The 13,958-nt window shown below is 64.0% G+C and carries 11 protein-coding genes; 3 read left to right on the plus strand and 8 right to left on the minus strand.

Annotation, left to right across the window (positions count from 1 at the left end; translation table 11 throughout):
* Window positions 1-34 precede the first annotated feature (34 nt).
* The 3 genes from GTP69_RS25645 to GTP69_RS25655 all read left to right on the plus strand — a co-directional run bounded on the left by GTP69_RS25645 (window position 35) and on the right by GTP69_RS25655 (window position 5,477).
* Window positions 35-2,344, plus strand: coding sequence for an FdhF/YdeP family oxidoreductase (locus tag GTP69_RS25645; protein WP_161057536.1), 2,310 nt, complete (start codon window positions 35-37; stop codon window positions 2,342-2,344).
* Window positions 2,334-3,377, plus strand: a complete 1,044-nt coding sequence (locus GTP69_RS25650; protein WP_161057537.1) for a sensor histidine kinase — start codon at window positions 2,334-2,336, stop codon at window positions 3,375-3,377. The genes GTP69_RS25645 and GTP69_RS25650 overlap by 11 nt, the downstream gene beginning before the upstream one ends.
* A 66-nt stretch (window positions 3,378-3,443) precedes the next feature.
* Window positions 3,444-5,477, plus strand: coding sequence for a TonB-dependent receptor (locus tag GTP69_RS25655; RefSeq protein ID WP_161057538.1), 2,034 nt, complete (start codon window positions 3,444-3,446; stop codon window positions 5,475-5,477).
* On the opposite strand, the gene fdhD is transcribed toward GTP69_RS25655, so the two are convergent.
* The 8 genes from fdhD to GTP69_RS25695 all read right to left on the minus strand — a co-directional run.
* On the minus strand, window positions 5,474-6,283 hold the full coding sequence (gene fdhD, locus GTP69_RS25660) for a formate dehydrogenase accessory sulfurtransferase FdhD (protein WP_161057539.1): 810 nt from the start codon (window positions 6,281-6,283) through the stop codon (window positions 5,474-5,476). The genes GTP69_RS25655 and fdhD overlap by 4 nt on opposite strands.
* Window positions 6,284-6,340: 57 nt before the next feature.
* A complete protein-coding gene (locus GTP69_RS25665; RefSeq protein ID WP_110848505.1) occupies window positions 6,341-7,117 on the minus strand; it encodes a GNAT family N-acetyltransferase in 777 nt (258 codons plus the stop codon).
* Between the two features lie 99 nt (window positions 7,118-7,216).
* Window positions 7,217-7,801, minus strand: coding sequence for a hypothetical protein (locus GTP69_RS25670; protein ID WP_161057540.1), 585 nt, complete (start codon window positions 7,799-7,801; stop codon window positions 7,217-7,219).
* A gap of 38 nt (window positions 7,802-7,839) precedes the next feature.
* Window positions 7,840-8,214, minus strand: a complete 375-nt coding sequence (locus GTP69_RS25675) for a response regulator (RefSeq protein ID WP_161057541.1) — start codon at window positions 8,212-8,214, stop codon at window positions 7,840-7,842.
* Entirely contained in the window at window positions 8,211-10,760 is a 2,550-nt protein-coding gene (locus GTP69_RS25680) for an ATP-binding protein (protein WP_161057542.1), read from the minus strand. Before GTP69_RS25680 ends, GTP69_RS25675 begins: the two co-directional genes overlap by 4 nt.
* A 97-nt stretch (window positions 10,761-10,857) precedes the next feature.
* Entirely contained in the window at window positions 10,858-11,625 is a 768-nt protein-coding gene (locus tag GTP69_RS25685) for a substrate-binding periplasmic protein (RefSeq protein WP_161057543.1), read from the minus strand.
* A 12-nt stretch (window positions 11,626-11,637) separates the two neighbouring features.
* On the minus strand, window positions 11,638-13,092 hold the full coding sequence (locus GTP69_RS25690) for a Ppx/GppA phosphatase family protein (RefSeq protein ID WP_161057544.1): 1,455 nt from the start codon (window positions 13,090-13,092) through the stop codon (window positions 11,638-11,640).
* A 77-nt stretch (window positions 13,093-13,169) separates the two neighbouring features.
* Window positions 13,170-13,958: GGDEF domain-containing protein (locus GTP69_RS25695; RefSeq protein ID WP_161057545.1), on the minus strand; the 789-nt coding region annotated here is incomplete at its 5' end.

The raw sequence follows: 13,958 nt of genomic DNA on the forward strand, positions 1-13,958 counted from the left end.
AATATACTCGTATCAAATATTACCGGACTGCAACATGAACAAAAAGCCCGAAGGCCACATCACACCTTACACGCACCCGGCGGCCGGCTGGGGCGCGCTGAAACAGGTGGCGATCAATCTGGTGCGCGAACGCGTCGCCGGCGGCAATTACAAGACCCTGCTCAAGCAAAACCAGCCGGACGGTTTCGACTGCCCCGGCTGCGCCTGGCCGGACCGCGAACACGCGTCCACCTTTGAATTCTGCGAGAACGGCGTCAAGGCGGTGGCGGCGGAAGCCACCAGCAAGCGCGTCTACCCGGAGTTCTTCGCGCGTCACACGGTGACCGAACTGCTGCAACAGTCCGATTATGAACTGGAACAGCACGGCCGCCTGACCGATCCCATGGTCTACGACGCTATCAGCGACAAATACAAGATCATCGGCTGGGTCGACGCCTTCGCCTTGATGGCGCGCCACCTGAACGCCCTGCCCGATCCCAACCAGGCCACCTTCTACACTTCCGGCCGCACCGGCAACGAGGCCGCCTTTTTGTTCCAGTTGATGGTGCGGATGTACGGCACCAACAACTTCCCGGACTGCTCGAATATGTGCCACGAGCCGACCAGTCGCGGTTTGCCGGGCACGGTCGGCATCGGCAAGGGCACGGTCACGCTGGAAGACTTCGAGCATGCCGACACGCTGCTGATCTTCGGCCAGAATCCGGCCACCAACCACCCGCGCATGATGGGCGAACTGCGCGATTGCGCGCGGCGCGGCGCCACCATCGTCTCGATCAACCCGCTGCGCGAACGCGGCCTGGAGCGCTTCACCAGCCCGGCGCACGCGCTGGAAATGCTGACCGGCTCCAGCACCACCATCAGCACCACCTTCATCCAGCCCAAGCTGGCCGGCGACTTCGCGCTGATCAAGGCCATCGCCAAGCGCCTGGTGGAACGTGACGACGAGGCGCTGGCAGCCGGCGCAGCCAGTTTGCTGGACCGCGAATTCATCGCCCGCCACACCAGCGGCTACGCGGCCTTCGAGCAGGACTTGCGGGCCGAAAGCTGGGACCTACTGCTGGCCGAATCCGGCGTGCCGCGCGCGCAGATCGAACAGCTGACCGACATCTACATCAAGGGCAAGAACGTCATCAGCACCTGGGGCATGGGCCTGACCCAGCACAAGAACGCGCTGAAGGCGATCCAGATGCTGTCCAACCTGATGATGATGCGCGGCCAGATCGGCCGCCTCGGCGCCGGCCTGTGCCCGGTGCGCGGCCACTCCAACGTGCAGGGCGACCGCACCATGGGCATCGAGGAAAAGCCGACCAAGGCTTTCCTCGACCGCCTGCAAAAAGTCTTCAACTTCGAACCGCCGCGCGAGCACGGTCTCGATACCGTCGACAGCATCCAGGCCATGCTGGATGGCGACGTCAAAGTGTTCATTGCCATGGGAGGTAATTTTGCCATGGCCACGCCGGACACGCCCCTTACTTTCGAGGCGTTGCGCAAGTGCGAGTTGACGGTGCATGTGGCCACCAAGCTGAATCGCAGCCATCTGGTGATGGGCAAGGAAGCGCTGATCCTGCCGACGCTGGGCCGCACCGAAGTCGATCTGCAAAACGGCGTGGCGCAAGGCGTGACGGTGGAAGACTCAATGAGCATGGTGCACATTTCGTATGGCATCAACAAGCCGGCATCGGCCAACCTGCTGTCGGAAACCGCCATCGTCGCCCGCCTGGCGCACGCCACGCTGGGCAGCGACAAAGTCGACTGGCTAGGCCTCGGCGCCGACTACGCCCGCATCCGCGAGTTGATCGAACAGGTGTTCGACGACTTCCACGACTTCAACGCGCGCGTGGCGCACCAGGGCGGCTTCCATCTGCGGGTGGCCTCGCGCGAACGCGAATGGCGCACCGCCAGCGGCCGCGCGCAGTTCGTGCCGCATGCGGTGGATACCGATACGCCGATCCACCGCGCCCGCGCGCTGCACGGCGAACGCCTGATGGTGCTGATGACAGCCCGCTCGCACGATCAGTACAACACCACCATCTACGGCATGGACGACCGCTATCGCGGCGTCTACGGCCTGCGCCGCGTGGTGTTCATCAACAAGGACGACCTGGCAATGCTGGATCTAAAGAACGGCGAATACGTCGACATGGTCAGCGTGTGGGACGACAACGTCACGCGCCGCGCCGAGCGTTTCCTGCTGGTGGAATACGACATTCCGCGCGGCTGCCTGGGCGCCTACTTCCCCGAAACCAATGGCCTGGTGCCACTGCACAGCACCGCCGACGGCGCCGGCACGCCGACCTCCAAATCGATCCCGGTGCTGCTGGAACGTTCGGCGCATGAGGGCTAGATGGCGCTTCGCCAAAACCCTCGCCTCCACCGTTCTGCTGTGGACCGCGATCAGCGCGCTGGGCGCGCTGCAAACTTATAGCGACAATTTGCGCGGCGGCGTCGGCAGCCATTACCCGACGCTGTTCGTCACCTGGTTCATTGAGTACGCGCTACCGCTGATCGTCTTGAGCACGGGACTAAGCCTGACGCTGACGCGCTGGCCGACGCTGATCGGACGGCCGCGCAAAGTGGTGGCGCTGCTGGCGGGCCTGGTGCTGGTGTTCCAGCCGGCGCAGTGGCTATACATGGCGTGGCTGCGTGGCTATCTGCAAATCGACAGCCTGGACGACCTGTGGCGACTGATGATGAAGATGCTGCTGGTCGGCTGGTTCTCGACCAGCGCCACCTTCGCCGCCATCCTGGCCATTCATTACTGGCGCCACGCGCGCGAACGTGAACTGGCTTTGCAGGAGCAGCGCATGCTGGCCTTGCGCGCGCAGCTGGAACCGCATTTCCTGTTCAACGCGCTGAACGCCATCGCAGCACTGGTGCGCGATGGCGACAAGAAGCTGGCCCTGGGCGGCATCAGCGGCTTAAGCGATCTGCTGCGCTATGCGCTGACGGCCAGCGCCAGCAACACGGCCACCACCGTCGCCGCCGAACTTCAATTCGTGCGCGATTACCTCGACCTGCAACGGCTGCGCTACGGCGACCGTCTGCGCGTGCACATTGAGGGCGAAAGCAATCTGCTGCACGATGTCGAGTGCCCGCCGCTGCTCTTGCAACCGCTGGTGGAAAACGCCTTGCGCCATGACCTCGATTGCCGCGAGGGGCCAAGCGATATTACGCTGAGCTTCACGCAAGATGGCGAGACGCTGTCGATCCGCGTCACCAATCCGGCCGGCGCCGGCGCCACGCCCAATCCCGGCACAGGACTGGGGCTGGCCAATACGCGCGACCGGCTGCGTTTGATGCATCCTGCGGCCTCACTGCAAGCCGGCTTGCAAGGCGACCGCTTCGTCGCCGAAGTGCGGCTGCCGCTGACGATGTGACGAAACCCCGGATGTCTGGGATGGCCGCGCTGTCGGCGCCGGCCGCGCGCTTCTATACTCCCTGGCATGCACTCTTCTCGCCTCCTACTCGTCATCGCTGCGCTACCCCTACTGGCGCACGCGCAGCAGGACGATCCCGCGCCGCCAACCGTGACGGTGACCGCGCAAAAAGAAGCGGTCATCAAAAAGATCGACAAGACGGTCTACGATGTAGCCAACCAACCGAAGGCCGCCAACGGCAGCGTGCAGGACGTGTTGCAGGCCACGCCGGAACTCTCGGTCTCCGCTGACGGCAAGATTTCCGTCAAGGGCAATTCGCAAGTGACGGTGCTGGTCAACGGCAAACCGACCGCCATGACGTCTGGCGCCGGCGAGGAAACGGCGTTGGCGCTACAGACCATGAGCGGCGCGGACATCGCCAGCGTGGAAGTGATCACCAATCCATCCGCCGCCTACAACGCCAACGGCGGCGCTATCGTCAACATTATCTTGAAGCGCAACCGCAAGCCCGGCGCCCACGCGCAGCTGCGCGGCAGCGCCAGCAACCAGGGCTTGTGGAATGCCGGCGTGGATGGCGACATCAACCGCGACGCCTTGAGCGTGCATGGCAGCATGGCACTGCGCCGTGACGGGACGCAGAAAATCCGCGACTCCGCCGTGGAGTGGAATAACCCGCTCAGCGGCGCAAGCGGACAAACGCGGCAAACATCAGAGGTGTTCGTCCACCGCGTCGTGGAAAGCGCCGCGCTGGGCGCCGATTATGCGTTGAGCGACACGGATAGTCTAAGTCTGTCGGCACAACGCAACACGCGCCGTTCGCGGCCACTGTTCGATGTGCTCAACGAGGGCGACGCCACCTATCACCGCATCTCCAATGGCCCCAACCAGCAGTCCGACAACAACGCCAGCCTCAGTTACAGCCGTCAGGACAGCGGCACGGCGTTGAAAGCCATGCTCCAGCACAGCGACACTGTGGCCCTGATCGACAAATCGTATCGCGACGTCTTTATCGCACCAGCACTGGCGACCGACTACAGCCGCGCCACCACCCGCTCGGCGCGACGTCTCACGCAGGCCACGCTGGACTGGAGCCGCCCATCGGAACGCGGCCAATGGGGCGCTGGCGTAGACCTGCAAGACAAGGTGGACGACCTGTCCAACTACCAGGCCGCCATCGATCCTGCCACCGGCGCGGAAACGCCTGACCTGAATACCACCAACGCCTACAAGGTGAAAACCACGCTGACCGCCGCCTATCTGACGGACCTGATCCGGCACGAAAAATGGGAAGCGCTGCTGGGCGCCCGCGCCGAAAGCATGGCGCTGCGCGTCGGCCCGGCCGCGCAAACGGAGCGCTGGCGCGCCGTCAATCCCAGCCTGCACCTGCGCTACGCCTACACCGACAAGACCGATCTGACCTTCAGCTATCGCCGCACCCTGCAAGTACCCAGCGCGCTCGATCTGAATCCCTACACCACCTACATCGATGCGCAGAATCTCAGTCGTGGCAACCCGCACCTCCAGCCGCAGCGCCTGACGTCATGGGAGATCGGCGTCAATGCGGAAGCGTCGCAGCTAAGCAGCAGCCTGAGTGGCTTCTACCGCAGCAGCCGGGACACGGTGATCGATGCCCGCAGCTTTGTCGACAATGTCCTGATCACGTCCCGCCAGAACGGCGGCCGCGCGCAATCCACCGGCATCACCGGATCGCTCGACTGGAAGCCGGATGGGCAACTGAAGCTGGGGGCCGACGGCGGCGTGTACTACGTGACGCTGGATACGCCGGATCTCGCCGCCATGGTGCGCCAGAACGGCGTCTCGGCCTATGTGAACCTGCGGGCGGCCTACGCCGACCTGTCGCTTGATGCGCACATGCAGTCGGCCGGCGTCACGCCGCTGGGCCGCTACGGCGCGACCAGCAGCGTCAATCTGGTATGGAAGCATGCGATCGACAAGACGCTCAGCCTGACCGTCAACGCCAACGATATCTTCGACGGCAGCAAGCGCACTTACAGCACCGACGCCAGCACCTTCCGCCAGCGCGGCTTCGATCACTTCGTTGCGCGGCGCATCTATGTGGGATTCGTCAAAAAATACTAGGTGTATCCGACGCAGTTGTCCTGGCGGCAGAAGCTCACCAGCTTGATGCCCGCTTCGGAGGCGATGTCGATCGCCAGCGTGCTCGGTGCGGAGATGGTGGCCAGCATCGGGATATTCATGCGCGCCGCCTTGCGCACCAGTTCATAACTGGCGCGGCTGGACATGAACACGAAGCCGCGCCGCATATCCACGCCATCCAGCGCCAGATGGCCGATCAGCTTATCCAGCGCGTTGTGGCGGCCGACGTCTTCGCAGACGCGCAGCACATTGCCCTGCGCGTCGCACCACGCCGCTGCATGCACGCCGCCGGTGGCGCGCATCAGTTCCTGATACTGGCCCAGTTGCGAGGCGGCGGTAGCAATCGCCGGTTGCAGCGCGCCATCCGCATGCAGCGGCGCGGCGTCGATGCGTTCAGGTTGCAGGTCCAGCAGCTCCAGACTCTCGATGCCGCACACGCCGCAGCCGCTGCGGCCCGCCATCGAGCGGCGCTGCTGCTTGAGCTGGACGAATTCCTGGCTGGCGATGGTGATGTCGATCTCGAAGCTGCGCGCATGCTCGTGCACTTCGATGTCAAAAATGTCGGCGGCTTTGGCGACCAGTCCTTCGGTCAGGGCGAAACCCATGGCGAACGGCTGGAGGTCACGCGGGGTGACCATCATGACGGCATGCGAGATGCCATTGAAGACCAGCGCCACCGGGACTTCCTCGATGACGCTGTCGGTCGTGCGGGTGGCGTCGCTGCCGCGATGCCGCAGCACCTGGCGCTCCTGAAAACCCGTTTTGTTCGACTCCAGATCCAACTTCATGACTGCCCCGCAAAAATAAGCACAACGGCTTATTTTACACGGGGCCGAAAAAGCGCGTCAGGCTGCCAAAGGTTGGGCGTCGGCCACGCCATAATGGCGGGCGTAGCGCGAATCCAGGTTCGCCAGAGGCATCAGCAGGAACAGGTCGGCGCTTTCGAAATCAGGATCCCAGGCCGGTTCGCCGCAAATCCACGCGCCCGAGCGCATATAGCCTTTCAACAGCGGCGGCACTTGCGGCTTTTGCGAGGCTTCCAGCTTGGAGAACGGGAATGGCAGGTGCGGCGTGACGCGGTATTCGATCGGCGCCAGGCTCTTGGCCGTCAGTTGCTGGTACACGGCGACCGCATTGTGGCCGCCATCGGCCAGTGAGATGCTGGCGCAGCCAACCAGGAATTCGGCATTTTCACGGCGCATGTACTCGGCCAGCCCGGACCACAGCAGCATGATCACGCTGCCGCCACGGTAATCCGGATGGATGCAGGCGCGGCCCGCTTCCACGATGCGGCCGCGGATGTTGTTCAGGCGGCCCAGGTCAAACTCGCCCTCGGAGTACAGGCGGCCCAGTTTACGGGCGCGGTTGGCGCTCAGCAGGCGGTAGGTGCCGACTACCATCAGGCTGTCGGCGTCGCGCACGATCAGGTGGTCGCAGTGTTCGTCGAATTCGTCGCTATCCAGGCCGTCGGCACGCACCAAGGCGGTCAGGCCCATCGTTTCGATGAACACTTTGTAGCGCAGGCGCTGGACTTCACGCAGTTCTTCCGGCGTGCTTGCCATACTGAGTAGCAGTTTACCGGACGATGCTCGAACGTCCGCTTGTATGATCGAGGTTTGCATGCTTCATCCCTTTTGTGTAGAAGACGAAGCAAGCGTAACCAGCGAATACTTCAGGAAAATGACAAGAAAATGTCATTTTCGTGACCTGTTGTTTTTTAATCAGGCTTTCTTTGGACGGCCGGTTTTCAGCTGCGGCAGGCCACCCAGTACGTTTTTCAGCGTCGCCAGGTCGATCTGCGAGATCAGCGCCACGCCGATGCGCAACAGTTCGCTCTTCTTGACTTCGAAACCGGCTTTCAGGGCGGCTTTTTTCACTTGGCCCAGCACTGCGTATTCGGCTTCCGGCATGGTGAAGCTGTCACGTACCAGCTTTTCCTTGCTGGCTTTGACTTTGGCTTCCGGCGCGGCGGCTGGCTTGGCGGCGGCCTTCGGGGCAGCTTTAGGAGCAGCAGCTTTCGGGGCAGCTGGCTTGGCGGCGGCTTTCGGCGCTGCGGCTTTTGGTGCGGCTTTCGGCGCAGCAGCTTTCGGCGCGGCGGCCTTTGGTGCAGCTGCTTTCGGCGCCGGTTTGGCGGCGGCTTTCGGCGCTGGCTTCACAGCGGCTTTCGGGGCTGCTGGTTTGGCCGCCGGCTTGGCGGCTGGTTTAACTGCAGCTTTGGCTACAGGCTTGACGGCGGCTTTCGGCGCGACTGGCTTCACTGCTACAGGTTTGGTTACGGTGGTTTTGGTGGCTGGTTTGGTCGCCATATTCACTCCAGGTTATTCAACAATATAAACAGTATATATCATTTCAGATGCGCTGCCACGCGCGCGAATAGCAAATCAGGATTCACTGGCTTGCGCAGGAAGTCTACCGCACCCACGCTGCGGCCGAGCGCTTCGTCTTCCTGCAAGCTCTTGGCGGTCAGGAACAAGACTGGAATTAATGCACCGGCCGGATCTGCTTTCAGGCGGCGGCAGGTCTCAATGCCATCCATCTCCGGCATCATAATATCAAGCAGGATAAGGTCTACTTTGGAGGACGCCACAATCTGCAAGGCGGTCGCGCCGTTGGTGGCGACCTTGGTGGCGTACTTGTCCTTCAACAGATTGGACAGCAACATGAGATTGTCGGGCGTGTCGTCCACAATCAGCACCGTCGCACGATGAATGGAATTCATGTTGCCTCCCTATTGTTGATGGCGTCGACTAGCAACTTGCCAGCGGCCTCAAACTCATACTGCTCCATATGATGGTCCAGCCGCACCATCAACTGTGGCGACAGCACCGTCGCCAGCATCGAACGGCAGCGCGCAAAATAGTCCGCACTGTCGCCGCTGAACTCCGCCACCAGCGCAGAAAGCTCCTCCAGCGCCTTGCGTGCAGCCGCTGGAGCATCCGCTGCATCGGGCAGCGGCGATGGCGGCAGCGGCGGCACCGCCTTCATCGGCATTCCCAGCCAGCGTGATAACACGCGGTACAGACGCTGCGGATCGATCGGTTTGCTGATGTAGTCCTGCATGCCCTCTTCCAGGCAACGCGCCTGCACGCCGGCCACCGCATGCGAGGTCACGGCGATGATCGGCAGTTCGCTGAAGCGGGCATCGGCGCGCAGCAGACGCGTGGCTTCGTGACCGTCCATCAGCGGCATGCCGAGGTCCATCAGCACCAGGTCGAAGCTGTGCGGATCGGCAGCCATCAGCCGGTCGACCGCCTCGCGGCCATTGGCCGCCACCTCCACTGACAGCCCTTGCAGCTCCAGCAGCTCGCGCGTGACATCCTGGTTGTCCGGACTATCCTCGGCCAGCAGCACGCGCGCCTTGCGCTGTGGCGGCGTGCCCGGCGTGACGTCCCCGTTCACGCCGTGGTGCACCGCCGCCTGCACCGACAACGCCGCCGCGTCGGACAGCGCAAACGGCAAATCAAACTGGAAGGTCGAGCCCTGATCGACCTCGCTGCGCACGTCGATATTCCCGCCCATCAGCCGCACCAGCTGCTGCGAAATCGACAGTCCCAGCCCGGTGCCGCCGTACTGCCGCGTGGTCGAGCCGTTGGCCTGGCTGAAGGCGCGGAACAGCCGCGATTTCTGCTGTGGCGTCATGCCGATGCCGGTGTCGCGCACGGTGAAGCGCAGCACCACCTTGCCGTCGGCCTCTCCGCCCTGCAATTCGCAGCGCAGTTCCAGTCCGCCCTCCCGCGTGAACTTGGCGGCGTTGTTGACCAGGTTAATCAGCACCTGCCCGAGGCGCAGGGGATCGCCCACCAGATAGCGCGGCACGCCCGGCGCCATCTCGGTCACATAGGACAGCTGCTTGTCGGCCGCGCGCTGCGCCGTAACGCTGTGCACATTCGCCAGCACCTCTTCCAGCGCGAACGGAATCGACTCCACTTCCAGCCGCCCGGCCTCGATCTTGGAGAAATCGAGGATGTCGTTGATGATGCCTAGCAGGGTCAATGCGGCGCGGTGAATCTTGCTGACATAGTCGTGCTGGCGCGGCGTCAGTTCGGTGCGCAGCGCCAGGTAGGCCATGCCGATAACGGAGCTCATCGGCGTACGGATCTCGTGGCTCATATTGGCCAGGAATTCGGACTTGGCGATGTTGGCGGCTTCCGCCATCACGTTGGCCGTCACCAGTTTTTGTTCGCGCTCGCGCCGTTCGCTGATGTCGCGGATGAAGGCGCAGAATTCATAGCTGTTGCGCTCCTCGGTCTTGACCTGCGTGATCGCCAGCTCGATCGGGAATTCCTCGCCGCTACGGCGCAAAGCGTACACCTCGATGCGGGTGTTCATCACGCCGCTGCTGGTGCCGCTCATATAGCGCTGCATGCCGCGCCGGTGCTCGTAGCGGAAGCGCGGCGGCATGATGGTCTTGTCCAGCTCCAGGCCCAGCGCCTCCTCGCGCGACCAGCCGAAGATGATCTCCGCCTGCCGGTTCCAGCCGACGATGCGGCCCTCCAGGTCCATCCGCACCACCGCATCCAGCGCGGTGTCGACGATGGTCTGCAACTTGGCCTGGCTGTCGCGCGCCTGCTGCATGCTGTGCGACAGTTCGGCCGTGCGGGCGCCGATGCGCTGTTCCAGTTCGGCGTTGAAGTCGCGCAGTTCGCGCTCGGCGTCGCGCAGCCGCGTCAGCGTGTCGCGGAAGCGCAGCACGGCGTCCGACAGGCGCCCGACCTGGTCTTCGCGGCCGATGCCGGACAGTTTGATGTCGGTCTCGCCACGCGTCAGCTTTTCCAGGCCGGTGCGGATGTCGGCGAACGGCCGCGCCGCGCGCCGGCCGACGATGAAGATCGACAGCACGATCGCCACCGCCAGCAGCAGGTTGGCCGCCACCGTGTTGAACATCTGGCGCTGCAAATCGCTGTCCATCTGCTGGCGCGAGTACACCAGTTCAATCGCGCCGACCGGGTAGCTGCGCCGCAGGTCGCTGAACTGGATGTCGCGATGTACGCGGATCGACGCCACCGGCTCCTTCAGCGGCGACACATAGCTGGCCAGTTCCGCGCCGCCCGGCGCCAGCACGCGCAGCACCAGCACTTCCGGCGTCGCGCCGGAGGCGTCCACCACGCTGTTGACGGCAGCGCTGTTGATGTCGAACAGCGGCCGCGCCAGCGCCTGCGACAGCACGGCCGCCAGCCGTTCGGCGCGTTCGTGCAGGTTTTGTTCGGCCTCGCTGCGCAAGGCTTGCATCACATAGGTGGTGTAGATGGCGGTGGACAGCGCCACCGCGACGAAGATGCCGAAGCCGAGGCGCAGCAGGATATTGCGCCGCCATGCCAGCCGCAGCTGCGTCAGCGGACCGCCGCCGTCGGCCAGTGCGCGTTTAATGATGCACTCCTTCGGCCGCCGCCTGCTTTTTGTAGGCGGCGCTGTTGCGGGCTTCCTCGATCGCGTTCCAGATGCGCGCCGCCAGTTGCGGCCGGGTCGCCACCAGCGCGTGCGACAGAATCAGGAAGTAGGGTTTTTCGATGATGGGAATCGGCAGCTGCTCCAGCTGCACGCCCAGCGGACCTTGCATCAGGTTGGCGGCGTCGCTGCCGCCCATGGCCGCTGCCGCCAGCCGGCCGGCGATCAATTTGCGCGCCAGTTCGTCGGCGCGCTGGCTACCCTCATCCACCTCAAGGTTCTGCGCGCGCAGCACTTCGCCCACCGAGTAGCCCAGCTGGAAGCCGATGGCGCCATCCAGATTGCTGAAATGCTTGCCATCCCAGCCCACCTTGCTGCCTTTGCGGCGCAGGACCACGTAGGTATCGGTGTGCATCCGCTTGCTGGCGTCGGGCTGGTCGCCGCCGGGGTATTCACCCAGTTCGCGCCGGTCCTGCTTGTAGCTGACGGCAAACGCGCCATCGACGGTGTTGGCTTTCAGCTGCGCCAGGCAGCGTTTCCACGGGATGCTCTGGAAGTCGAACTGGATGTCGAGCCGCTGGCCGACGATTTTCAGCAGCGCGAAATTGAGGCCGTCGCCCTTTTCGGTGCGCCACGGCCGCACGTCCTGCGACTCGTAGCAGAGCGTGACGGTTTCGCCGGCCGTCGCCGGGGACGACAAGACCAGCAGCATGCAAGCGCAATACCGTAAGATCCTGTCGTGCATGGGGCCTCCGTTTTAGCCAGTGGTGCGGATCAGGAAGTCTACACCCACTTCATCCCACTGCTCCTGTTCCTTTTCCAGCCAATAGGACAGCGTGGGGTGCTCGGCCACCCACTCGCGCTGGATTTCCAGCTCGATCCGGCTTTTAAAACGCAGCTTGATCTGGGTGAAGTCGAGGTCTATGCGCGAGTGCATGAACAGCACCGCCAGCCGGAACGCCACGATGGCCTTGGCGAAGTCGATCTCGGTCAGCGCCTCGCCCACCTTGCGCAGATTGCCCTTGTGGGACACGATCAAACAGCTCATGGTGCGCTGTTCGCGCGCGGTAAAGCCGGGCAAGTCGGCGTTTTCGACGATGTAGGCGGCGTGCTTGTGGTAGCCGGTGTGCGACACCACCATGCCCATTTCGTGCAGCAGCGCGCTCCAGTACAGCAGGCGGCTATATTGGTCCGAGGCTGGCTTGGTCTGCGCGTACAGCGCCAGCGAGTCGACCGCCACCCGATTGGCGCGGCGTTCGTCGACGTGGAAGCGCTGGACGCAGGCCTGCACCGATTGCTCGCGGCGGTCACGCTTGGTCGAACGCAGGTGCAGGTCCCACATCACGCCCATGCGCAGGCCGGCCTCGATCGGCACCACCACCGGGATATCCAGTTCGCGCACCAGGCCAATCAGGATCGCCAGCCCGCCGATGATGGTGGAGGCGCGGTCCGCCTTCAGGCCCGGCATGTCGATCCTGCCGACGTGGCCGAATTCGATGAAGCGCTGTTTCAGCGCCTCCAGCGACTGGGCGTTGACTTCGCGTCCCAGGCCGTTCTTGACGATGATGTCGGCGATGGTGCGCGCGGTGCCGGATGAGCCGTAACACTGCTTCCAGAATTGCGGGTGGTACGGCGGCGCGGCGTCCTCGAAATGGCTGCGCGCCGACAGGATGGCCGCTTCAAACGACGGTCCGTCGACGCGGCCGCCGATGAAGAACGACAGGCTTTGCTTGACGGTGCCGACGCTGAACGATTCGACCCGTTCGATTTCCGGCCCGCGGCCGAGTATCAATTCGGTGGAGCCGCCACCGATGTCGATCACCAGCCGGCGTTCGCCGGGCAGCGCCACCGCGTGCGCCACGCCCATATAGATCAGGCGCCCCTCTTCCTCGCCGGAGATGATTTCGATCGGATAGCCGATCGCCAGTTCGGCTTCCGGCAGGAAGGCGGCGGCGTTGCGCGCCACCCGCATCGCCGATGTGGCCACCACCCGCACCGCATCGAGCTTGTAGGCCGCCAGCACGGTGCGGAAGTTTTTCAGGCAGTTGAGGGCCGCCTGCATGGCGGCGGGCGTCAGGTTGCCCTTGTCGTCCAGCCCTGCGGCCAGGCGGATCGGCTCACGCACGCTTTTCAGTACGCGGATGGCCTCCCCATCGTGCTTGCCGATGTGGAGGCGAAAACTATTGGAACCCAGGTCTACGGCAGCGTACATATATAGGAATCAAAATAAACGATTTATACCATTATAAGCACGATAGGCCTACTTTGTGACACCTTGATGACGCCGCGTTACAGAATCGCGGTCGGCGCCTCGGCCACGCGGTTGCGGCCTGCCTGTTTGGCTGCCTGCAGCGCCTCGTCGGCGCGCTTGAACAGGCTCACGGTGCTGTCTTCGGCGCGGATGGTGGTCACGCCCAGGCTGGCCGTCATGTTGATGATGGCCTTTTCCGCCTTGACCGGCAGCGCGGCGACGGCCAGGCGGATGCGCTCCGCCACCATGCTGGCGTCTTCCGCCGAGGTGCGCGGCAGCAGGATGGCGAATTCGGCGCCGCCCAGGCGGCCCATCTGGTCGGAATCGCGCAACTGCTTCTTGCAGACGTCGACCATCGCCTTTAAGACCATGTCGCCGGCCGAGTGACCATAGCTGTCGTTGACGCGCTTGAACTGGTCCAGGTTGAGGATAATCAGTGAAGTCGGCATGCCGGGACGGCGCGCCAGCGCGATCCACGGCGTCAGCGCGGTGTAGAAGCCGCGCCGGTTCGGCACATCGGTCAGCGCGTCGACCACTTCCAGCCGCGCCAGTTCGCCATGCTCGTGCTCGCGCACCAGCAGCAGATAGCCGAAGGCGTTGCCCAGCATCATCAGATACAGCGCGACGATGCCGGCCGACTGCACCGCCACCGGATTCAAACCCTCGACCGCCATGGCCGGCAGCGACAGCAGGCCGCGCGCCAGTACGGCGGCGCTCAGCGCCAGCATCAGCACCACCAGGTAGCGCCGCAGCACGGTGCCGCTGCGCCAGCCGCGTCCCAGCGCGGCGGCGCCGGCCAGGAAGAAGAAGGCCGTGACCGCCGAGCC

Source organism: Duganella levis, assembly GCF_009857605.1.
Lineage (GTDB): Bacteria > Pseudomonadota > Gammaproteobacteria > Burkholderiales > Burkholderiaceae_D > Rugamonas > Rugamonas levis.

Bases quoted from the DNA above. Each gene is read 5' to 3' on its own strand.
- GTP69_RS25645 (WP_161057536.1), top strand. From the start codon at position 35: ATGAACAAAAAGCCCGAAGGCCACATCACACCTTACACGCACCCGGCG.
- GTP69_RS25650 (WP_161057537.1), top strand. From the start codon at position 2,334: ATGAGGGCTAGATGGCGCTTCGCCAAAACCCTCGCCTCCACCGTTCTG.
- GTP69_RS25655 (WP_161057538.1), top strand. From the start codon at position 3,444: ATGCACTCTTCTCGCCTCCTACTCGTCATCGCTGCGCTACCCCTACTG.
- fdhD (WP_161057539.1), bottom strand. From the start codon at position 6,283: ATGAAGTTGGATCTGGAGTCGAACAAAACGGGTTTTCAGGAGCGCCAG.
- GTP69_RS25665 (WP_110848505.1), bottom strand. From the start codon at position 7,117: ATGCAAACCTCGATCATACAAGCGGACGTTCGAGCATCGTCCGGTAAA.
- GTP69_RS25670 (WP_161057540.1), bottom strand. From the start codon at position 7,801: ATGGCGACCAAACCAGCCACCAAAACCACCGTAACCAAACCTGTAGCA.
- GTP69_RS25675 (WP_161057541.1), bottom strand. From the start codon at position 8,214: ATGAATTCCATTCATCGTGCGACGGTGCTGATTGTGGACGACACGCCC.
- GTP69_RS25685 (WP_161057543.1), bottom strand. From the start codon at position 11,625: ATGCACGACAGGATCTTACGGTATTGCGCTTGCATGCTGCTGGTCTTG.
- GTP69_RS25690 (WP_161057544.1), bottom strand. From the start codon at position 13,092: ATGTACGCTGCCGTAGACCTGGGTTCCAATAGTTTTCGCCTCCACATC.